Genomic DNA, 22,730 nt, shown 5'->3' on the forward strand with positions numbered 1-22,730 from the left:
TTGGACAAAATTAGCAATTAAGGAATGATTTTCAGCTTTTTATACGCTAAAATAAATAGAAAAGGAGGTTGTTATGCTCAAAAAATTTAGTTTATTGCTATTATCTATTATTCTTATTTTTGGCGCTTTCATGCCTCAAGGGAAAAGTGTGGCATCGACGGGATCGATTACGATTTCCAGTGATTTTATCAATGTTCGCGGCGGTCCTGGCCTTAGCTACCCCCTTATAAAAACGGTAAATCGGGGTGAAAAGTATCCGATTGTGAATGAACAAGGTGATTGGATTGAAATTCAATTAGCATTTGGTCAAACAGGATGGCTAGTTAATTGGCTAGTCACCAAAGAAACAGATTCAAATAATATGGATGTCCTAACAAATTCCACAGTAAAAAATACTACAGGTATTGTAAACGGTGATACCTTAAATATGCGCAAAGAACCATCCACATCAAGTCCCGTTATTGGAAAACTTACCAATGGGACAAGTATAAATATTTATTCACAGCAAAATAATTGGTTGGAAGTTGGTTTTTCTAATTTAAGGGGATGGGTTCTTTCTGAGTTTATTGACAGCCAATCAACAGGTACCCCATCATCAGTTCCCCAGAAGAATCGCTACACTGGAACGGTAACAGCTAACAGTCTTAGTGTCCGCTCAAGCGCTTCATTAAATTCAAACCTTATTGGTTCTGTTACCATGGGACAGAGTTTTACGATTGTAGAAGAAAAGAATAATTGGGCAAAAATAGAATTTAAGTCTGGTAGTTTCGGATGGGTAGCCGGTTGGTTTCTTGAGAAAAAAGCTTTGGAATCCCACATTGGACAAGCCGTGAAGGAAAGTATCATTACGATTGTACATAACGGCACAAATATCCGCAAAGGACCAGATGTCCAAACAGATGTTGTCGAGCGTGCCAATCAAGGAGGTACTTATTCCGTTCAACGGGTCATCAACGACTGGTATGAGATTAAATTAAAAAATGGACAAACAGGATATATTGCCGGCTGGCTTGTTTCTATAAACGGAACCAAACCACAGATTCAAAAGCCTGGTGCCGAAGAATATCTTAAGAATAAAACGATTGTTCTTGACCCAGGACATGGCGGCACTGATAAAGGGGCAACAGGAGTTAGCGGAACGTATGAGAAAGATCTTACTCTCCGAACTGCGCAGCTTTTAGCAGATAAATTAACAACCGCAGGAGCTGCTGTTTACATCACGAGAAAAAATGACTCTTATTTACAACTTGCCTCTCGAGTGAACTTAGCACGTACTTACAATGCGGATGCCTATATCAGCCTCCATTACGACAGCAATTTAGACCCAAGTGCCCGGGGAATGACTGGCTATTTTTATCATTCCTATCAACAAGCCTTGGCTGAATCAGTTTTCGCTTCCACAATTGGGCAAACGAAAATGAAAAGTCGCGGTGTTCGTTTTGGCGATTTCTATGTGATTCGTGAAAATAGTCAAAAAGCTGTTTTATTGGAGCTTGGCTATTTAAGCAATCCACAAGAAGAAATGACCATAAAATCACGAGGGTTCCAAGAAAATGCCACTGATGGTGTTTATGATGGATTAGCCAGATATTTTAAAGAATACCCATAAAGGCACTAGGTAAAAAAAGGCTTAGCACTTATTTAAGTGCCAAGCCTTTTTTATGATTTACTTTCTAAAATCAACGTCACCGGACCGTCATTAATTAGTTCGACATCCATCATGGCACCGAATCTGCCGGTTTCCACACGGATACCTTTTTCACGCAGCAAGTTATTAAAAACCTCATAAAGTTCAACCGCTTGTTCTGGGCGTGCGGCATCCATGAAGTTTGGTCTTCTTCCCTTTCGGCAATCACCGTAAAGTGTAAATTGCGATACAGAGAGAATTTCACCACCAACATCCAATAAAGACAGATTCATTTTTCCATCTTCATCTTCAAAAATACGGAGATTGACAATTTTATCAGCAAGATAAGCGGCGTCTTCTACTTTGTCATTATGGGTCACACCGACAAGTAAGACTAGCCCCTTTGTAATTTGACCTGTTACTTCCCCGGCAACAGTTACGCTGGCACTTTTACTTCGTTGAACTACTACACGCATTTCGATACTCCTTAATTCATCATACGACGTACAGAATAAATATCTGGGATCTGTTTAATTCGCTCGACCACTTTTTGCAAGTGGGCCACATTGTGGATGGCAATCGACATGTTAATCGTGGCCATTTTATTTCGATCCGTTTTACCAGAAACAGCCGAGATATTTGTTTTCGTTTCATTTACCGCTTGAAGTACCTCATTCAGAATCCCTCTCCGGTCGTATCCACTAATTTCAATATCAACATTATATTCTTTCCGGTCATTTAAAGAAGATTCCCATTCGACCGGAATTAACCTTGATTGAGCATCATTTGAGTCGATATTCGTGCAATCTGAGCGATGTACGGATACCCCACGACCCTTGGTAATAAAACCAACAATCTCATCTCCTGGCACTGGGTTACAGCATCGAGATAATCGAATGAGTAAATTATCAATGCCAGAAACACGGACACCGGATTCTCGCTTTTTCGTCGCTGGGAAGGTTTTTAGGTCCGTGATTGCATTCGTAATATTCGAACTTTGTTCTTGATCTCTCTTTTTGCGCCATTTCTCAGTTAGACGGTTGGCCACTTGTAAGGCAGTTACACCATTATAACCAACCGCTGCATACATATCTTCATCACTGGAAAAATTAAACTTCTCGGCAACCTTTTTCAGATTGTCCGACGTTAATATTTCTTTAATATCGAATTCCATATTACGGATTTCTTTTTCTACCAACTCTTTACCTTTATCTACATTTTCATCACGGCGCTGCTTCTTAAAGAAGGCCCGAATTTTGTTTTTCGCTTGCGAAGTTTGCGCGAGCTTCAACCAATCCTGACTTGGACCATAAGAATGTTTCGATGTAAGGATTTCGATAATATCTCCAGTTTTGAGTCGATAGTCAAGGGTAACCATTTTGCCATTCACTTTTGCACCTATCGTCTTATTGCCGATTTCAGAATGAATACGATAAGCAAAATCAATAGGAACAGAACCAGATGGCAACTCGATCACATCACCTTTTGGCGTAAAAACAAACACCATATCGGAAAATAGGTCAATTTTCAATGACTCCATAAACTCTTCCGCATTGGCGGTATCATTTTGAAACTCAAGGATTTCTCTAAACCAGGTCAATTTTTGTTCGAAAGAAGTTGTTTCGTTAATCGCTTCTTTCCCCTCTTTATACGCCCAGTGAGCAGCAACCCCGAATTCTGCAATCCGATGCATCTCATTCGTTCTAATTTGAACCTCAAGCGGGTCTCCTTTTGGACCGATTACGGTTGTATGCAAGGATTGATACATATTGGGCTTCGGCATTGCAATATAATCCTTAAAACGGCCCGGCATCGGCTTCCAGCAAGTGTGAATAATCCCTAAGACAGCATAGCAATCTTTAATGCTGTTAACGACGATGCGAACAGCTAGCAGATCATAAATTTCGCTGAACTGCTTATTTTGCAAAGCCATTTTTCGGTAGATGCTATAAATATGTTTAGGACGTCCAGAAAGTTCAGCTTTTATGGCCACTTCTCCCATTCGGTTCTTTACTTCTTCAATAACATCCTCCAAATATTGCTCACGTTCGGCTCGCTTCTTTTTCATTAAGTTTACAATTCGATAATATTGCTGCGGATTTAAATATCTTAATGCTGTATCTTCTAGTTCCCATTTAATCTTAGAGATACCAAGACGATGTGCCAAAGGTGCAAAAATTTCAAGTGTTTCGTTTGAAATCCGACGCTGCTTTTCTAAAGGAAGATGTTTAAGCGTCCTCATATTATGCAAACGGTCGGCAAGCTTAATAAGAATAACTCGGATATCCTGAGCCATGGCCACAAACATTTTTCTGTGGTTCTCCGCTTGCTGTTCCTCATGAGATTTGTATTTAATTTTCCCTAATTTTGTTACGCCGTCGACAAGCATCGCCACTTCGTCATTAAAAGCTGTTTCAATATCCTTTAAGGATACATTTGTATCTTCAACGACGTCGTGAAGAAAACCAGCAGCGACCGTGGCAGGATCCATCTCCAAGTCTGCTAAAATGCCAGCAACCTGGATGGGATGAATAATGTAGGGCTCTCCCGATTTTCTATATTGTTCACGATGAGCATGTTTTGCGAATTCGTAGGCATTTTTCACCAATTCAACATGATCCTCATTTAAGTAGTTCCGAGTCTTGTCGATGACTTGGTCGGCTGTCAACACTAAATCATTCGCCATGAAATCACCTTTATTTTCGTCTCAATTTATTTATATAAATGTCATTCACAAAAAATTTGTTCTTTAATATGAATGATTGTTACTATTATCGAAAAAAATAGCCAAGATGTAAAGGGATTGAGTTGTTTTTTTTATTCTATCGCTCTGATAAACTTGCCTGTTGATTTCCGTTCCAGGCGCTTCGCTTTCCGCGGGCGGTCCGGGGAACCTCCTCGTCGCTGCGCTCCTGCGGGGTCTCCCCTGCCCCGTCCTCCCGCAGGAGTCTTCGCGCCTTCCACTCCAATCAACAGGGTGCCAAAATCAACAATAAGCTTTAACATAGCCTATTATATAAAGAGAGCACTCGCCTCTCGAGTGCCCTCATCAATGGTTTAATAATGCATCAATGTTAAAACATCATAACCATCAAGTTTTTTTCTACCTTCTAAATAGCTTAACTCAACTAAGAAAGCGATACCAGCAACTACGCCGCCAAGTTGTTCCACTAATTGAATCGTAGCGTCGATGGTGCCACCAGTGGCTAACAGGTCATCAGTGATAAGGACACGTTGGCCCGGCTTGATCGCATCTTTATGGATTGTTAGTGTATCTTTCCCATATTCAAGGCCATAACCCACTTTAATGGTTTCCCTTGGAAGCTTACCTTCTTTACGGACTGGGGCAAAACCAATGCCTAAAGCGTATGCCACTGGACAGCCAATTATGAAACCACGGGCTTCAGGTCCAACGATAATATCAATCTTACGTTCTTTGGCGTATGCAACGATTTGGTCTGTTGCATATTTATATGCTTCACCATTATTCATTAAAGGAGTAATATCTTTAAATTTAATTCCTTCTTTTGGCCAGTCAGGCACGATTGTAATAAAATCCTTTAAGTCCACTCTGTAATTGCCTCCTCAATTTCAACCGACTCTTGAATGACTTGATCGAACCAGCATTTTAATTCTTGAAAGGAAGAAAATAATAACTCTCTTTCAAGCTCATATTGTGCTTGTTTAAGTTGATAGGTTCTAGAGTCTGTTAAGTCACGCTTTTGCGCTTCAGTTTTTAAAGTTATAAATCCATTGTTTATTGTAACAAAATCTAGGTCAGAAAACACCTTTGACATAAAGTTTATGGTCTCCTGTGACCAACCTCGGTGTTTAGCAAGGACATCGCCATCACGTTTTAGATCAATTGGCCCTTTCTTTAAGAGAAAAGCATAAAACCATTTAAAATGATCACGGGTCGGAACGGTGCTGAAGAAATCACTGGACTCTTTATAGAAATAGGCATAAATCCTCGCCGGTTGTTTCCCTTTAAATAACCACTTAAGGATTTCTTTTGATGTTGGAAAATCAATCAAAACAATATTTTCCATACTTCCATTAAAAGCTTTGGCTTCACCGATATCTTGTATCAGAATCGTATCGGGCATCAAAATAGGATTTATTTTTTCAAGGTGTTCTTTATTGAAAATAATAAATTTCCTTTTTTCTGCCGGTACTGTATGAGAAAGACTGTTGATTCGCTTCTGGCCGCGATAGTCAAATAATTGCCATGACTCTACTGCGATATCATGGATGAAAATTTGTGGTTTACGTATATTGTTCCATTCGTTAACAGATAATTCTCCGATTAATGAAATTTTTGATGCAGGTGAGATATGGTCTACCAAGTGGCCTAACCCAAAGCCAACCCCATCCAGATTCGCATCTTTTTCATTCACAAGCAGCTTTAAATGATTTTGCTCACTGCCTATTTTTCTGATATTGGTAATGTCAACATTATTGATTAACACCTTTGGCTTAGGGTTGTCCATGCCAAAAGGAGCTAATAGGCTCATTTCATCTAATACGGATAAATTGACATGTTCAAGTTGTATTTCCTCATCAAGAAATGTCACCGGTACAAAATCTTCATCGGTAAGCTGCTCTTCTGCCAATATATTTAATCTTGTGCGAAGTTCAGCAACATCCTCTAGTTTTAAGGTCATACCGGCTGCCATTGGGTGCCCCCCAAAGTGAGGCAAAATTTCACGGCAGGTTGATAAATTTTTAAAGAGGTCAAATCCAGCAATACTACGGGCAGAACCCTTTGCGACTCCCTTTTCAGGGTCAAAATTTAAAACGATCACCGGCCGGTAATACTTTTCAACCAGCCTTGAGGCAACAATACCGATGACACCGGCATTCCAGCCTTCTTTACCGATGACAAGGACTTTATTTGTCTCGATTGGGAAATGCTGTTCAACCTCTTCCATCGCCTCAGTTGTAATCGCATTGACAATTGACTGTCTTGACTTATTAAGGGCATCCATTTCCTCCGCCAAGTTCTCTGCTTCGATTGGATCATCAGTTAAGATAAGCTGTACGGCAAGGTCAGCATCTTCTAAACGACCCACAGCATTAATCCTTGGTGCGAGGGTAAAACCAATTGTTTCTTCATTTATTGACATGGGATCAACCCCTGCCAGTTTCAATATGGCTTTAAGGCCAATATTTTTGGTTGTTTTTAAATTTTCGAGTCCTTTTTTGGCGATTAGGCGATTCTCATCTTTTAGAGAAACTAAATCCGCTATCGTCCCAATTACAGCAATTTCCAACAAATGCTCTGGTACTTTTCCGTAAAGGGCATGGGCTAATTTAAAGGCTACACCCACTCCAGCCAACTCACGAAACGGATAGGTACTATCTGGGAGCTTTGGATGAATTATGGCAAGCGCCGTTGGTAAAACTGGGCCTGGCTCATGATGATCTGTAATAATAAGATCTAGTCCAAGCTCTTTGGCAATGTTTGCTTCATGGACGGCTGATATTCCAGTATCCACCGTAATAATTAAATTTATTCCGTTTTCCGCTGCTTGACGGAAGGCAGTCTCATTCGGACCATATCCTTCAGTGAAGCGGTTTGGGATATAAAATTGTACATTTGCTCCAAGTTCACGCAGCGTGATCATTAATACCGATGTACTGCTTACTCCATCTGCATCGTAATCACCGAAAATAAGAATCTGCTCTTGTTGTTCGATGGCTTGATGAATTCTATTAACTGCAATGTCCATTCCTTTTAAAAGAAAAGGATCGTGAAACTCTTCCTTTCCAAATAAAAAATACCGCGCAGATTCAACGGTATCAAAGCCACGTTTGACAAGCAGTGAAGCGACAAGAGGCGTAATATTTAATTCAGTTTCTAGCTTTTTGATAAGTTGCTCATCGGATTTACGAACAATCCATCTTGTTTTGGAACTTAACATGTGTATGTTCACCCCTCAGACCTTCTCATTATACAGGAGTGTGGTAAAGGATTCAATCAAAAGAAAAGCGGACGCCCCCATAAGGATCGTCCGCTCTTATATTATACTTGTGGTTGATCAGAGTATTTTCTTTTCTCTTTTACCGTTTTAATAACGCCCTTCTTCTTCAACTCTTTACATTTGAACACATACCATAAAGAACCTGCGACAAAGACGGAGGAATATACACCGACAATTAATCCAACGAATAAGGCGATGGAGAAATTGCGAATTGATGGGCTTCCAAAAATCATTAAGCATACTGTCGTAATGAGAACTGTTAAAACGGTGTTAAATGACCGAGTTAACGTTTGACGAATACTTACATTTACCACATCAGCAATATCCTGAACTGTTTTAAGCCGTTTTTTCTTTTGCATATTTTCGCGAACCCTATCGAAAGTAACAATTGTATCATGGTTTGAGTAACCAATAATGGTCAAAATCGCGGCGATAAAGTTTAAATCTACTTCAAGTCTTGTAATACTAAAAATAGCAATCATAAAAAATGCATCATGAAGGATGGCAGCAATCGCTGCAATTGCCATATAAGCTTCAAATCGAATGGAAACGTAGAGTATAATACCAATTGATGCAATTAAGACAGCAAAAAAGGCATTTTTCGCTAGTTCTTTTCCAACAGTCGGAGAAACGGTGCTGACATTCGGCTCAAAGCCAAATTGCTTTTTAAAATCTGCTTTTAAAGTAGCAATTTCATTTTTTGACAGTACCCCAATCATACGGACTGCCCCAATTTGCTTTTGATCACCAGAAATAACGACATCATCTGGAGTTAAATGTAGTTTGGTAAATGCATTTTCAACCTGGGTAGTTGTTAACGGTGTTTTGGATTGAACCTCTACTCGCGTTCCGCTTGAAAAATCAATTCCTAAATTCATACGGAAAATAGCGATAATGATTATACCCGCAACAATGAGAACTCCCGACAACATGAATACTTTTTTCCTAAGTTTAACAAAATCAATTTTATCAAAACGAGTAGGAAGGTCGATTGTATCAACGTTATCGTTAATGGATTTAATTTGTGATGGGCGTACAGAAAACCATCCTGGTTTGTTATTTAATAAACCGCTGTGGACCCAAAGCCCAAGTAATAGTCGTGCACCATAAACATTCGTGAGAAAGCTCATAAGAACACTCACGATTAACATAGTTGCAAACCCTTTTACAGAGCTTGTCCCGTAAAAGAATAGTACGCATGCAGTTAAGATTGTCGTTAAGTTTGCATCAAGAATGGCTGTAAAAGCATGCTGCTCACCAGCTTGGAACGCTGATTTAATACTTCTGCCGACTTTTAATTCTTCTCTTATCCGTTCATACGTAATGATGTTGGCGTCGACAGCCATACCAACCCCGAGAATAATCGCAGCAATTCCCGGTAAAGTCAGGACCCCGTTCATCCAATCGAAAATTAAGATGACGAGATAAATATAAATCGATAAAGTAATGGTGGCAATGAGACCTGGAAAACGATAATAGAAAACCATAAACAAATAAATAATGATGACACCAATGATTCCAGCTATAACTGTATCATGTAATGCCTGTTCCCCGAACTTTGCTCCGACGGAAGTAGAGTACACCTCTTTAAGCTTAACCGGTAAAGACCCAGCATTTAAAAGAGAAGACAAGGTTTGAGCCTCTTTCGCTGTGAAACTGCCGACAATCGAAACTGTATTCTGATTAAATATTTGTTTTACGGTTGGAGCTGATAAGTATTTTGGGTTCTCTTTTGTTACTTCCTTTTTAAACGAGTCTTTTCCTTCTTCAAAATCAAGCCAAATAACAAGAACATTATTTGGAGCCATGTTCATAATTTGTTCGGACACCTTACGGAATTTATCAGCGCTCTTTAATGTAAGGGAAACGCTTGGGGCTCCATTTTCATCAAAGGTCTGCTTAGCACCGCCTTGTTTTAAGTCAGAACCATCCATCATCAATTTGTCGTTGGCATCTCGGAAAGTTAGATTTGCCTGAGTGGATAGAATTTCACGAGCTTTATTCTGGTCAGTCACCCCGGCAAGTTGAACACGAACTCGGTTCTTTCCTTCAATTTGAATGTTCGGCTCACTTACACCAAGGACATTTATACGCTTATCAAGCGCCTCGGCTGTGCTTGCCAATACCTCTTTGTCAATTATTTGACCTTTCTTAGCAGGCTTAACATCGTACAAAACCTCAAATCCACCCTGCAGGTCTAACCCTAGTTTAATATTGTTTAAAATATTCTTGGTTGTTGCTCCCATTGTGCTTCCAATTATTAGAACCACAAGAAGGAAAGCAACGATTCTACTGCGCTTTACCATTATGTAATGTTCCTCCTTAATGCATGTGCAATCGCACTGTTCCGTCTAATCCTTATATATGAATAAGAAAAAAGTCACTTCCTTCATTATGAAAGAAGTTGGATTGCCTGTCAATTTACAATAATTATGAATATAAATAGTATTCTATTTTAAAAGCTCTTTCAATTCATCTTCATCTTCCAAGGAGAATTCGGAAGTTTTATATGCCTCAATTGTCGCAAAGTGGATATAATCACTAGCTTTAACAGATAGTATTTCTTGGATCATTTCGTACAGTTTCATTTCTTCTTTCATTTTTCTCCATTTTTTCTTAATTAAAAAATCCCAAAATTCCTGCTCCGATACAGAATCAAGCCCTAGCAGCTGAAACTCCATAAGTTTACTTGCTACGGCTGGTTGGACCTGGGTGCGTAAATGTTCGAATCTGTGACTATCATCCATTATGATTGCCTCCTTGGAAAATCTCCCCTTGAATTGATCCTTGCAAAAAGCTATTACTACTTGTCATGCTTTGTCCACCCTTGTGCATATAGTTAATTGTATATGAATTCTTCTTATTTGAGAAGGTGGGAATCAGTATGTCGAAGTTTTTAAAAGGGACTTTTATCCTATTAATTGCAGGCCTGGTCACAAGAGTCCTGGGTTTCATTAATCGGATTGTTATAGCTCGCAGTATCGGGGAAGAAGGCGTCGGCTTATACATGATGGCGTTTCCTACATTTATCCTTGTAGTAACGTTAACTCAGATGGGGCTGCCAGTAGCTATTTCAAAAAATGTGGCAGAGGCAGAAGCCAAAGGAAATTTCGCAGAGATTAAAAAAATCCTTGTCGTCTCCCTTGCGACAACGATTTCACTGTCCCTAATTTTTACCCCGGCACTACTTTTACTTGCACCACTGCTTTCAAAAACATTGTTTACTGACCCACGGACCTTTTATCCCTTAATTGCAATAGCTCCAGTTGTTCCCGTGATTGCGATTTCTTCGGTGCTAAGAGGTTACTTTCAAGGAAGACAACAGATGCGTCCTTCCGCAATCTCACAGATTTTAGAACAATTTGTTCGGATTTCACTGATTGCTGTCATGACAAAAGCGTTCCTGCCTTATGGAATCGAATATGCAGCGGCAGCGGCCATGGTGTCTTCTGTAATCGGCGAACTTGTATCACTAGTTTACTTAATGACTACCTTTAAATTAAAAAAACGATTTAAATTGCGGAAAAATTTCTTTCAATTTGTTAACAGTGGAAAACAAACATTCAAGGACCTCATGGATATTGCCTTACCAACCATGGGAAGCCGGATGATAGGATCGGTGGCATGGTTTTTTGAACCCATTGTGGTTGTCCATAGCTTAGCCCTTGCAGGTGTTGTTGCCGTCGAAGCCACAAAACAATACGGTGCGTTAACTGGTTTTGCCATGCCGCTGTTGATGTTACCATCTTTCATCACCTTTTCTTTAGCTACTTCACTCGTCCCAGCGATTAGTGAAGCCAATACCCAAAACAACAAAAAGTTAATTGAATACCGATTACAGCAAGCACTGAGGTTTGCGTTTTTATCCGGTGGATTGGCTGTCGTTGTTCTCTATGTGTTAGCTGACCCGTTAATGCAGCTTATGTATGGATCAGCAAAGGGCTCTTATTTCATTCGGTTGATGGCTCCTTTCTTCATCTTCTATTACTATCAAGGACCTTTGCAAGCAGTATTACAGGCATTAAATCTTGCTCGAGCGGCGATGATTAACAGCCTTATCGGCGCTATCGTTAAAACAGCAGTGATCTTTTTACTGGCATCGCAAGCGACATTTGGGATAAATGGGGTTGCATTAGGGATAATCGTTGGCTTTGTCTTAGTTACCGTTCTTCATTTTGCTACCGTATTAAAAAAGATTTCCTTTTCCTTCTATGTCCGCGATTATGTAAAAGGATTTTTGGTTATGGGTGGCACTGCCTGGCTTGGCTATTGGGTATTTGCACATCTTTTCCTTCAAGAACCGTTGTCGATTAGGGTTTTAGTTTCATTACTAGCCATGACCGTTTCCTATATCATTATGGTTCTTTTGTTAGGTTTGATTAAAAGGGATGAGCTAAAACGGATTCCTTGGGTCGGAAACATATTTGCTTAAAACCTGACCATAAAAATAAGACACGCTCTCGCGTGTCTTTTAGTTTATTCATCCTTTAAGTCGATAAAGAATTTTCCATTTTCGAAACTACAAAAAGAAATCTTCTTAACATCTCGATAGCCCTGTTTTTTTAGCTCCTGCCGAAGCCAGAGATTTGTTTTATTAATTCTTTTCAAATTTTCTTCTTCAATATTTCCATCCATTATTAATGGGATCGTAATATCACCTTGCTTAGAGTCTTTGTCATTATTCTTTAATTTTTCAATCACCGACAAACTACCTGATGATTCTAGAATCGCAAACTCTACGTCGGCAATACTACGAATGTCCTTCTCACGGAGCTGGGTCATTAAATCATCAAAATTATATCGCTGTTTCCGCATTGCTGTCTCATCTATTTTCCCCCTATTAATAATGATGCTTGGCTGCCCGTCAATAAGATTACGAAATTTTTTATTTTTCAAAGAAATAAATGCAGACAATATTTGAATTACCATCAATAACACCATAGGGATTATGGTATGGAAAAGTGGTGTTTTTGGTTTTTCAATTGCTACTACGGCCATCTCGCCAATCATTATGAAAACCACAAGATCTAAAATACTTAATTCACCAATTTCCCTTTTCCCCATCACACGAAAAATGATTAAGATTAAGCAATAGAATACTAGCGTTCGTAACATTATCGTTACATAATCCTCCACAACCGTCGCCCCTTTAGTTACATTCAATGATAGTGTTTGCATTTTGGGATAAATAATGAGCGGAATAAACTGCCAAAAACTTCTTCATCGTGAAAAGGAATGATATTTTGATTCTACTTTTCCCCTTCCACGAATACGCTTGTACTAGGAAGAAACTTATCTAGGTTTTGGCAGTACAGAATTTAATCAATAAAAATGCCGACCTAAAGGGTAATTGAAGGGGGAGAGTTAAAATCGAATCGAAAAGCTTAGGTACTTCCATTCTGTACGGATTAATTTTTATCCTTGTTTTTGCTGTAATTAGCAGTATAATATTTGCCTTTATACTTAGGTTTACGTCTACACGTGAAGTATCATTACAATACGTAATTACTGCATTATCCTTTATCGGGCTATTCGGAGGCGGTTTTCTATCTGGTGGAAAAAGAAAAGAAAAGGGCTGGCTAATTGGTGGGTTAACGGGATTAATCTACTCGCTCATTGTCTTTTTGTTCCAATACTTAGGATATGATCGCTTGTTTAACGCCGAACAAGTAATTTATCATACTTGCTACACATTAATTGCGATGATGGGTGGCATTTTAGGGGTAAACATTTCGACAAACAATTCTCGGAGATCTGCTTAATATAATAATAAAAGGAAGCCATGCATTCATGGCCTCCTTTTTTGTTGTTACTATTTTGTTAAGCTAACGCTGCTTTCGCCTGCATCAGCTGTGACTTCACGAATAGCATTACGATCAAATGTAAGACGGCTTCCGTCACCACATTTAATTACGGCTTTATTATCATCAATTGAATCTATAAAACCATGCAGTCCACCAATCGTGACGATTTTATCACCCTTTTTTAAATCGTTTTGCATTTTCTGAACAGCTTTTTGACGCTTTTGCTGCGGGCGAATTAAAAGGAAATAAAATAACACAAACATTAATATTAATGGAATGATTGTACCAATTCCTCCAGACATCCTGTTTCCCTCCTTTCAATAAACATCTATTAGAAATTTTTCGCGTTCGGTTTGTTAAAACCATAACGTTCAAAAAATTCTTCTCTAAAATCACCAAGCCGGTCTTCCATGATGGCTTGTCTGACCTTCTCCATTAATCTTAACAGAAAATAGAGATTATGGTAAGACGTTAAGCGAATTCCAAACGTTTCATCACATTTTATTAAGTGACGAATGTATGCACGGCTGTAATTTCGGCATGTGTAGCAATCACAATCTTCATCTAAAGGACCAAAATCTCGCGCATATTGTGCATTTTTTACAACAAGGCGGCCTGTACTGGTCATCAATGTACCATTTCTAGCAATCCTTGTTGGTAAAACACAGTCAAACATATCAATTCCACGAATGGAGCCGTCGATTAACGAGTCTGGTGAACCCACTCCCATTAAATAGCGTGGCTTATTAGTTGGTAAAAGTGGTGTCGTAAACTCAAGGACACGATTCATGATATCTTTTGGTTCACCTACTGACAACCCGCCTACAGCATAACCTGGGAAATCTAAGGAAACAAGGTCTCGCGCACTTTGTTTGCGAAGTTCCTCATACTCCCCTCCTTGGACAATCCCAAACAAGCCTTGGTCATTTGGACGGCTATGGGCAGTTAAACAACGCTCCGCCCAGCGTGATGTTCGCTCAACAGATTTTTGCATATACTCATAAGTGGCAGGATAAGGCGGACACTCATCAAAAGCCATCATAATATCCGAACCAAGGGCATTTTGAATTTCCATTGCCTTTTCTGGTGATAAAAACAATTTTTCACCACTCATATGGTTACGGAAATGGACACCTTCTTCTTCAATTTTACGGAATTCACTTAAACTAAAAACTTGGAACCCACCTGAATCTGTTAGGATTGCTCGATCCCAATTCATAAATTTATGTAATCCGCCAGCTTCCTTGATAATTTCGTGTCCAGGTCTGAGCCATAAATGATAGGTGTTACTTAGAATGATCCCAGCACCCATTTCCTTTAAATCTTCGGGTGACATTGTTTTAACCGTTGCCAGTGTACCTACAGGCATAAATGCAGGGGTGTCAAACGATCCGTGCGGGGTATGTACTTTGCCTAGCCGGGCCCCTGTTTGTTTACATGTCTTAATTAATTCATAACGAATTGCAGTCAATATTTTTTCTCCTTCCTAATGTATAACCTATATAGTGTGTTTCACGACACCATTTACAATGGAGATTTATTCAGAAAACCATCCTTGCCAATAAAGGCGGTGCGAGCAGAGCTATGCCTCACTACATTCGAGTCGCAAAATGTATATTTTTCACTACAATTGGATATATTAATACACTTTTGCGGCGCTCCGCCCCTTTTCCAAACCTTAGATGATCAACATCGCGTCACCAAAACTAAAGAAACGGTACCGCTCAGTAACAGCAGTTTGATAGGCATGTAAAACATGCTCTCTGCCTGCTAACGCACTAACTAGCATAATTAAGGTTGATTTTGGCAAATGAAAGTTGGTAATCATCCCATCAATCGCTTTAAATTCGTACCCTGGATAAATAAAAATATTCGTCCAGCCACTGCCTTCAACAAAATGTCCATCATTTGCTGAAGCAATGGTTTCAAGGGTTCGTGTGGAGGTAGTCCCAACTGAAATAATTCTGCCCCCATTACTCCGTACTTCGTTAAGCAGCCGTGCTGTCCCCTCTGTAACCATATAAAATTCGGAGTGCATATCGTGCTCTAATACATCATCGACACTTACAGGCCGGAAAGTCCCAAGTCCTACATGAAGGGTAATAAAGGCGATATGTACTCCTTTTTCTTTTATTTCTTCTAATAAGCTGTCTGTAAAATGAAGACCCGCGGTAGGCGCTGCAGCTGATCCAGGTTCACGTGCATATACAGTCTGATACCGATCTCTGTCTTCAAGCTGCTCTTTAATATAAGGCGGCAGCGGCATTTCTCCTAATTGGTCAAGGACCTCATAAAAAATGCCCTCATATTTAAATTCTAGAACTCGCCCACCATGGTCCGAAGTTCCTGTGCAAATGGCTGAAAGCAGGCCATCACCGAAATCAATTTCTGTTCCTTCTTTTACTCGTTTGGCCGGCTTGACAAGGGTCTCCCAACGGTCACCTTCCAGTTGCTTTAAGAGTAAAACCTCTATCTTGGCACCTGTATCTTTTTTGACACCAAAAAGACGTGCAGGAAGTACCTTTGTATCATTTAGAACAAGGCAATCTCCTTCACGCAAATATTCAATCACATTTTTAAATACTTCATGTTTGATTTCGCCTGATTGTTTATCAAGGACCATTAATCGGCTGTCAGTCCGATTATGAAGCGGAACTTGTGCAATTAATTCCTCAGGCAAATGAAAATCAAATAAATCTACCTTCATATTATGACACCCTAATCTATTTTTTAATAAGAATGCTGTATTAAACTAGCATGTTGATTTCCGCTCCAGTCGCTTGCGGGTTCGCGGGCGGCTTTAACAGAGCCAATAAGAAAAAGCGAAATCCTATACTTGTTGGAATTTCAGCAGCGTTAGCTACTTTAGTTGTAAGGAGGTACTTCCATCCCAAAATGGTGATAGACCAATGGAGTTACTACCCTGCCGCGCGGGGTTCTTTGTAAAAAACCAATTTGCAGTAAATATGGTTCGTACACATCCTCAATAGTTTCAGATTCTTCCCCAATTGAAGCGGCAATGGTATCAAGGCCAACTGGTCCACCGCGAAATCTTTCAATAATGCCTTTTAACAGTTTATGGTCGATATGGTCTAACCCAAGTTTATCGACTTGGAGGAGTTCTAGAGCTTCTCGTGCAAGGGTAAGATCAATCGTCCCATTCCCTCTTACTTGAGCAAAATCTCTCACCCGGCGAAGGAGACGATTGGCAATTCTCGGGGTCCCCCGCGATCTCCTTGCTATTTCTGCTGCTGAGAGGTCATCGATTTCGGTACCGAACACTTCTGCAGTCCGAAGCACAATATTTTTCAATTGGTCTTCCTTATAATACTCGAGACGGCATAAAACTCCAAACCGGTCGCGCAATGGGGCCGATAATGAACCAGCCCTCGTTGTCGCGCCCACAAGTGTAAACGGTGGGAGGTCAAGGCGTACAGACCTCGCACTTGGTCCTTTCCCTATAACAATATCAAGACAAAAATCCTCCATCGCTGGATATAGTACTTCTTCAATGGTCCGTTGCAAGCGGTGGATTTCATCAATAAATAAAACATCTCCAGGCTCGAGCGCAGTAAGAATCGCTGCTAAATCACCAGGCCGTTCAATTGCAGGTCCCGAAGTGGTGCGAATGTTTACTCCCATTTCATTAGCAATAATCACGGCAAGGGTCGTTTTCCCCAATCCAGGCGGACCATAAAGAAGTACATGGTCTAATGTTTCATTCCGCATTTTTGCCGCCTTTATATAGATATCAAGATTTTCCTTTACCTGATCCTGTCCAATATATTGACCTAGAACTTGCGGCCTAAGGCTTTGTTCTATGCTCATCTCGCTCTCATTGACGTTACTAGAAACAATCCGATCTTCCATGAATTATCACCTATTTTAAAAGCCGCTGAAGGGCTTTTTTAATGTATTGGTCCGTAGACATTTGTTCTTTTCTTAATTCAGGAGTAATCTTTTTGATTTCTTTCTCGGAATAACCCAATGCTTTCAAGGCAAGAATCGCTTCTTCTAAGTTCGAGTTACCAGATTGTGTTTGTAGTTGAAGTTGGTCGCTATTAAATAAATTAGGGAAATAATCTGGAACGATATCCTGTAATTTTCCTTTTAGGTCCAGGATCATTTGACGGGCAGTCTTTTTGCCAACCCCAGGGAATTTAACGAGGAAGCTTTCATCTTCATTTTCAACAGCCGTCACTACTTGCTGGACTTCGCCTGAAGCAAGAATGGCAAGGGCACCTTTTGGACCAATTCCGGAGACATTTAATAATTTCGTAAACAGCTTTTTTTCTTCTCTTGTTTCAAATCCGTAAAGGGCGATTATATCTTCACGAACATAATGATATGTATACACTGTTACCATTGTTTCCATTTTACCTGCATAGATAAACGGATTAGGCGTTGCGATTTGATAGCCGATTCCGTTGTTCTCAATCACAATATATTCTGGTCCGACAAATTCGACGGTCCCTTTAATAAATTCGTACACATGAATTCTCTCCCCTAATTTTACACTGAATTTCATTCTACCATACAATTTTATGATAGTTGTAGAAAATAGCAGTTTAGAGAAACATCAAACTATTCAAGAAATTTGGAATTCGCCGATTGAACCTCGGAATTCGCTGAATGCATCTATAAATTCGCTGATTGAACTTTGAAATTCGCTGATTGAACTAGGGGATCGCCGATTGAACCTCTGAATTCGCCCATTAAACCTTGAAATTCGCTCATTGGGTTGTTTCATCATTTTTTTTACTCCCAACGACGAGAATTCAAAAAAAATCAGGCTGAAATGATGGCATCAGTCTGATTCGTTGAATTTCTATTCTTTTTTTAAAGAGTAAGGCTTAAATGTTTCTAAAACTTCCACATAGCGGTCCTTATTTTTGATTGGAATGCCTTGTATCAATTCTTCTTGCTTTGCACTTTCCAACTTCTTAATATCTATTTGAAAAAATGATTGAATGATTCTTAATTGGTCAGGTCTTCCATTGAAAATGCTCAAGACACCATCTTCTGTAAGTCCAAAAAAGCCATTTGCTTTTAGCAAAGGGGATATATCGTTGACTTGCTTTCGAAATACAAATGTCGAGTCGGCAATGTTTATAAGCTGCCATTGATCATACTTTGCCCAAAAATTCTCCAAGGACCAGCATGTCTCATGGACCACTTCTTGACTTATTTCCCCGTCCAAATAGACCCGTTCCAAAATAACATCCATTTTAATTGGTCCGTTTTTTTCCTCATTCTGATGGTTTTCCATTGGGGAGGCTGAGCCAATTATGGTCGTTCCCTTAGCATTCAATATAAACATGAAGAGAAGAACAGCGAATCCGGCGAAAATATACCGATACCATGCCATCCAATGATACCTCATGCGACTCACCTCTTATTGTTAAAAATTAAACATTCTATACAGTACTAGTTTAGCCTTATTTTGCCTTTTTATCCTTCAGGCCATTTTAAAAAGGGTAAAGCCCAAATAGCTTTACCCTTTAGACATGGTAGAAGGCAAAGTTTAAAAACTTTGCCTTCTTTAGAACAAATTACCTTCCGCCTTGTTCCCGCTGACTGTCATTGTAGATGTTTTTGTCGCGGCCAATCGTTCCTTCATCGAATATGACCTTGACCGATCTTCCATTTGCGTAAGGCTTGACTGCTTTCCTAATCGCACTTTTAGTAGCAGAAACATTGTCATTATCATTTAAATTCACAGAAACAATAATCGTGTTTCCGTAAGCGACGGATCTTACGGACTGTACTTTTGGAACCGCAGAAACCGCGTTTTTGATTTTATTGGTAACGTTATCCTGAAAGTCTGGGTCGGTAGTCATCCCAGTATTTCTCGTATTTACATTCAGATGACCGTGATAATTCATATCACTTGTACTAAATCGATTATCACGTTGGAAGAAATTACGGTCTTTGGAAGCTAAAGGTTTTGTCGGATTTTTTGGATTCCCATTTTCATCCCTGGTTTGAAACTGTCTTCTTCTGTTTTCGTAAGTAGCTTGATCCTCGTCCCCAAGGGTATGATCCATCATTTCCGTAAATGCCCCGTCATCATCTCTAAAGAGATCATTATTAGAGTTGGGGTGGTTTTCATTGGAGTAATATCCGACAGGTCTTAATGAATTATTATTGTTACCTGCACGATCATTATTACTTGCACATCCAGCCAGCCCTAACATTAATGTGGCTGAAAGAGGAATCATCCACTGTTTCCTATTCAAGCGAAAAAACCCCCTCCATTAACATCCTGAGCATGTTAGCTATGCTCTTTATTAGGGTGTTATTTTTGAGGGGATTTCATTCAGACGGATACTTCCAACTAAATTCAATCTAATAACGCCTTTAAATGTTTAATAAATTTTTTCCTTGCATAAAATTGACTGGTTGTTAGATCCATTACTTGTTTATATTTTATTTGATCAGTGTAAGATTTTTCACGAATCATTCGATTCCATTCCCGAAAAATATCAGCCGGATAAGCTAAGGCATATAAAAAAGCCGCTTCGTGTAAATATTTGTTTATTTGTTTAAGGCTAGAAAGTCTTTCGAATGACCAATCAATATAAGGTAATATCCTGTTGGAATATTGTAAATAATCAAATGAAGCCGGGCCGATACTAATTAAATCAAAATCAATTAGATTCAACTGCCCCTCTCTATCCCTTAAAAAATTATGATGCGCTACGTCTCCATGGAGAATAAGAGTGGGTTCTTTTTGAAAGAAACTTCGATTAGTTTCCATCCCTTCTAATGACCAGTTTGCCCAAGAAAGCATATCTGCAATATATGGCTCATTGATAAAATACCCCAAATGGGGAAGATTATTTGAAAATACATTTAATCTTTCCGTCCATTTTTCGATGAGGTGACCTTTTGGAAGTAACGTGCGATAGCGTGCCTCGAACGAAGCTGTGGTTTGGTGAAATTTTTCTAATAACTCGATCCCTTCTTGGCGATTCTTATGAGAGTGGAAAGAAAATACGGATTTATTTGGAGGTATGTACTCCATACATCCAAAGTAAGTTCCTTCAAAAAAAAGCTGTTCTCTCACAGGGGGTGTTAAAAATAAATAGGTCTTTGTAAATCCTTCTTTTTTTAAAGTGGTGGTAAATGCTTCTTGGAGTCTAAGTCTACTGTTGGTATGATACCCTTTAATGACATAAGTATTTTTCTCCGTCCTTAAATAAATAACAGATTTTCGAATCGGTACCATTTTTATGATTCTTTCATAGAACTGTGTTTGAAAATAAGAGAGGAGACGATCAAAATAATCATCGTCTCCCTTTTGTTGATTTCTCGTATTATAGACTCTCATCTTGGTAACCCGGCATACCATAAGGATTTGACCCGATCGGACCCATACCATATGGATTCATATAAGGAGGCTGTGCAGCATTAACAGGTCCTGTATATGGTGCACTGTAAATTGGCGGAGTTGGCGGTACAAAGTCCGTTGGCATTTGTGCTTGTTGTCGCATGGTAGTTGGTGCAGGCATTCCCGCTGGTGCTCCACAGCCACAATCGCCCATTGCACCAGTTCCAACAGGTAATCCTTGAGCTGGCTGCATGAATGAACCCGGTCCAGTCATTTCTGGAGATCCAAAATTAGCTGGTACTCCCATTGGACCACTCATTTGCGGGTAGCCAAAAGGCGTTTGTCCATATGGTGCTCCCATACCATACGGATTTCCCATACCTGAATTTTCTGCAGTTTCAAATCCAGAAGGGCTTTCCATTGGATATCCAGTTGGCATTTGGCCGTAATCTAATGACATCTGTTCAAGACCGGTTGGCATTTGCTGACCATAGCCTTGTGGTATTTGTTCGAAACCAGTTGGCATTTGGCCGTAATCTACCGACATCTGTTCAAGACCGGCTGGCATTTGCTGACCATAGCCTTGTGGTATTTGTTCGAAACCAGCTGGCATTTGCTGACCATAGCCTTGTGGCATTTGGCCGAAACCAGTTGGCATTTGCTGACCATAACCTTGTGGCATCTGGCCGTAGCCCGCTGGCATTTGCTGGCCATAACCTTGTGGCATTTGGCCGTAGCCCGCTGGCATTTGCTGACCAGGGCCTTGTGGCATTTGGCCGTAGCCCGCTGGCATTTGCTGACCAGGGCCTTGTGGCATTTGGCCGTAGCCCGTTGGCATTTGCTGGCCATAGCCTTGTGGCATTTGACCATATCCTACTGGCATTTGCTGACCGTAACCTTGTGGCATTTGACCATATCCTGCTGGCATTTGCTGGCCATAACCTTGTGGCATTTGACCATAGGCTGCAGGGTCCATGTAAGGGTAACCCATTGGTTGCTGCGGTGATGGCGCCCCCATTACAGCCCCCGGATTATAAGCTGGGTTCATAACAGGCAATTGCGGCATAAAGGATGATGATTCATCATCAAAGTGTGGCGCAACAAACGATGTACCTGCCCCTGGAGTACCTGCAAACCCACTAGGCATTACAGGCGGCATTGGTACTCCCGCACCTTGCACTTGCGGGTAAGGCATGAATGGGTGCATTGGGAACCCGCCAAATGGTGGACAGAATCCAGGTCCTGGCATAATTGGTGTAACTGGGACACAATAATCCTGTTGCGGGGCTACCGCTTCTGGTGCTTGCATTACTGGTGGTGGTGCTGGAATGACAGGTGTCTCTTTGATTGGTGCTTCTTTGATGGGCATTTCTTTGATTGGCATTTCTTTGATTGGCACTTCTTTCTTCGGTACTTCTTTCTTCGGTACTTCTTTAATCTCAGGAAGGATATTGGCAGGTTTAGGCGGTAGTTGTGGCTGTACCATCATATTTTGCATGTTCATCATGTAATAATTATTAATATCTATTTCTGGGACGATTTGTAGAGGCATTTTTGGAGTATAAGGTGCTTTTGGTGCTTCTTTGATTATTGGAGCTTCTTTTATTGGGGCCTCCTTAATTGGTACTTCCTTGATTGGTGCTGCTTTAATAGGCGCTTCCTTAATCGGTGCTTCTTTTATCGGTGCTTTGGTTATGGGTTTCTCTTTGACTAACGGTTGCTCAGCAAGCGGCTTTTCCTTCTTAACTCCTAAGTTGATTGTAGTACCCTGTTTAGTTCCCATTGGGGCTTCTTTTTTTATTGTTCCACCTGAAGTTGGGACCTTTACTTTCATACCGGGCATAATCATATCAGGGTTGCTGAGCTGTGAATTCATCTTTTTCAGCTCTTCAAAATTCACGCCGTACTTCTTGGCAATCTTCCAAAGAGTATCCCCTTTCTGTACGATATGGATCTTCACTCTGATTTCCCCTCCTATGGCA

19 protein-coding genes and 1 pseudogene are annotated in these 22,730 nt (G+C 40.1%); 3 read left to right on the top strand and 17 right to left on the bottom strand.

The annotated features are described in order from the left end of the window. Positions 1-73: 73 nt before the first annotated feature. Entirely contained in the window at positions 74-1,609 is a 1,536-nt protein-coding gene (locus KW850_RS11820) for an N-acetylmuramoyl-L-alanine amidase family protein (protein WP_218347778.1), read from the top strand. A gap of 50 nt (positions 1,610-1,659) precedes the next feature. Here the strand turns inward: KW850_RS11820 and dtd are convergent, their stop codons facing one another. The 7 genes from dtd to KW850_RS11855 all read right to left on the bottom strand — a co-directional run bounded on the left by dtd (position 1,660) and on the right by KW850_RS11855 (position 10,358). Next, positions 1,660-2,103: a D-aminoacyl-tRNA deacylase gene (dtd, locus tag KW850_RS11825; RefSeq protein ID WP_218347779.1), complete on the bottom strand. Its 444-nt coding sequence runs from the start codon at positions 2,101-2,103 to the stop codon at positions 1,660-1,662. An 11-nt stretch (positions 2,104-2,114) separates the two neighbouring features. Further along, positions 2,115-4,313, bottom strand: a complete 2,199-nt coding sequence (locus tag KW850_RS11830; RefSeq protein ID WP_218347780.1) for a RelA/SpoT family protein — start codon at positions 4,311-4,313, stop codon at positions 2,115-2,117. Positions 4,314-4,444: 131 nt separating this feature from the next. Next, a complete protein-coding gene (locus KW850_RS11835) occupies positions 4,445-4,633 on the bottom strand; it encodes a hypothetical protein (protein ID WP_218347781.1) in 189 nt (62 codons plus the stop codon). A 51-nt stretch (positions 4,634-4,684) separates the two neighbouring features. Next, a complete protein-coding gene (locus tag KW850_RS11840) occupies positions 4,685-5,197 on the bottom strand; it encodes an adenine phosphoribosyltransferase (protein WP_218347782.1) in 513 nt (170 codons plus the stop codon). Then, a complete protein-coding gene (gene recJ / locus KW850_RS11845) occupies positions 5,188-7,551 on the bottom strand; it encodes a single-stranded-DNA-specific exonuclease RecJ (protein WP_218347783.1) in 2,364 nt (787 codons plus the stop codon). Before recJ ends, KW850_RS11840 begins: the two co-directional genes overlap by 10 nt. A 101-nt stretch (positions 7,552-7,652) precedes the next feature. After that, positions 7,653-9,917: a protein translocase subunit SecDF gene (gene secDF, locus KW850_RS11850; protein WP_218347784.1), complete on the bottom strand. Its 2,265-nt coding sequence runs from the start codon at positions 9,915-9,917 to the stop codon at positions 7,653-7,655. A gap of 144 nt (positions 9,918-10,061) precedes the next feature. Next, on the bottom strand, positions 10,062-10,358 hold the full coding sequence (locus KW850_RS11855; RefSeq protein ID WP_218347785.1) for a post-transcriptional regulator: 297 nt from the start codon (positions 10,356-10,358) through the stop codon (positions 10,062-10,064). A gap of 137 nt (positions 10,359-10,495) precedes the next feature. Here KW850_RS11855 and spoVB point away from each other — a divergent pair, with 137 nt between their 5' ends. After that, the gene (spoVB, locus tag KW850_RS11860; protein WP_218347786.1) at positions 10,496-12,043 is read left to right on the top strand and encodes a stage V sporulation protein B; all 1,548 of its coding nucleotides are present in this window, start codon (positions 10,496-10,498) and stop codon (positions 12,041-12,043) included. Between the two features lie 44 nt (positions 12,044-12,087). Here the strand turns inward: spoVB and KW850_RS11865 are convergent, their stop codons facing one another. Then, on the bottom strand, positions 12,088-12,747 hold the full coding sequence (locus tag KW850_RS11865) for a DUF421 domain-containing protein (RefSeq protein ID WP_218347787.1): 660 nt from the start codon (positions 12,745-12,747) through the stop codon (positions 12,088-12,090). A gap of 263 nt (positions 12,748-13,010) precedes the next feature. On the opposite strand from KW850_RS11865, the gene KW850_RS11870 reads away from it, so the two are divergent. Beyond that, positions 13,011-13,373, top strand: a complete 363-nt coding sequence (locus KW850_RS11870; protein WP_218347920.1) for a TIGR04086 family membrane protein — start codon at positions 13,011-13,013, stop codon at positions 13,371-13,373. 50 nt (positions 13,374-13,423) lie between these two features. On the opposite strand, the gene yajC is transcribed toward KW850_RS11870, so the two are convergent. From yajC to safA, 9 genes and pseudogenes are all read right to left on the bottom strand, one after another. Further along, positions 13,424-13,717 carry a preprotein translocase subunit YajC gene (gene yajC / locus KW850_RS11875; protein ID WP_218347788.1) on the bottom strand — a complete coding sequence of 98 codons (294 nt, stop codon included), beginning with the start codon at positions 13,715-13,717 and terminating at the stop codon, positions 13,424-13,426. A gap of 29 nt (positions 13,718-13,746) precedes the next feature. Further along, the gene (gene tgt / locus KW850_RS11880; RefSeq protein ID WP_218347789.1) at positions 13,747-14,886 is read right to left on the bottom strand and encodes a tRNA guanosine(34) transglycosylase Tgt; all 1,140 of its coding nucleotides are present in this window, start codon (positions 14,884-14,886) and stop codon (positions 13,747-13,749) included. Positions 14,887-15,093: 207 nt separating this feature from the next. Next, complete coding sequence (gene queA, locus KW850_RS11885; protein ID WP_218347790.1) at positions 15,094-16,122, bottom strand: tRNA preQ1(34) S-adenosylmethionine ribosyltransferase-isomerase QueA; 1,029 nt, start codon at positions 16,120-16,122, stop codon at positions 15,094-15,096. A gap of 158 nt (positions 16,123-16,280) precedes the next feature. Beyond that, entirely contained in the window at positions 16,281-17,285 is a 1,005-nt protein-coding gene (gene ruvB / locus KW850_RS11890; protein ID WP_218347791.1) for a Holliday junction branch migration DNA helicase RuvB, read from the bottom strand. Positions 17,286-17,295: 10 nt separating this feature from the next. After that, positions 17,296-17,907: a Holliday junction branch migration protein RuvA gene (gene ruvA / locus KW850_RS11895; protein ID WP_218347792.1), complete on the bottom strand. Its 612-nt coding sequence runs from the start codon at positions 17,905-17,907 to the stop codon at positions 17,296-17,298. Between the two features lie 336 nt (positions 17,908-18,243). After that, the gene (locus KW850_RS11900) at positions 18,244-18,798 is read right to left on the bottom strand and encodes an intercompartmental signaling factor BofC (RefSeq protein WP_218347793.1); all 555 of its coding nucleotides are present in this window, start codon (positions 18,796-18,798) and stop codon (positions 18,244-18,246) included. Between the two features lie 169 nt (positions 18,799-18,967). Further along, positions 18,968-19,654, bottom strand: coding sequence for a YhcN/YlaJ family sporulation lipoprotein (locus KW850_RS11905; protein ID WP_218347794.1), 687 nt, complete (start codon positions 19,652-19,654; stop codon positions 18,968-18,970). A gap of 104 nt (positions 19,655-19,758) precedes the next feature. Beyond that, positions 19,759-20,748, bottom strand: coding sequence for a phosphotransferase (locus KW850_RS11910; protein ID WP_218347795.1), 990 nt, complete (start codon positions 20,746-20,748; stop codon positions 19,759-19,761). Positions 20,749-22,573: 1,825 nt separating this feature from the next. Next, a pseudogene (gene safA, locus KW850_RS34270) lies at positions 22,574-22,708 on the bottom strand (SafA/ExsA family spore coat assembly protein); the annotation flags it as partial. Between the last annotated feature and the right edge of the window lie 22 nt (positions 22,709-22,730).

It is taken from the genome of Bacillus sp. sid0103 (assembly GCF_019219025.1).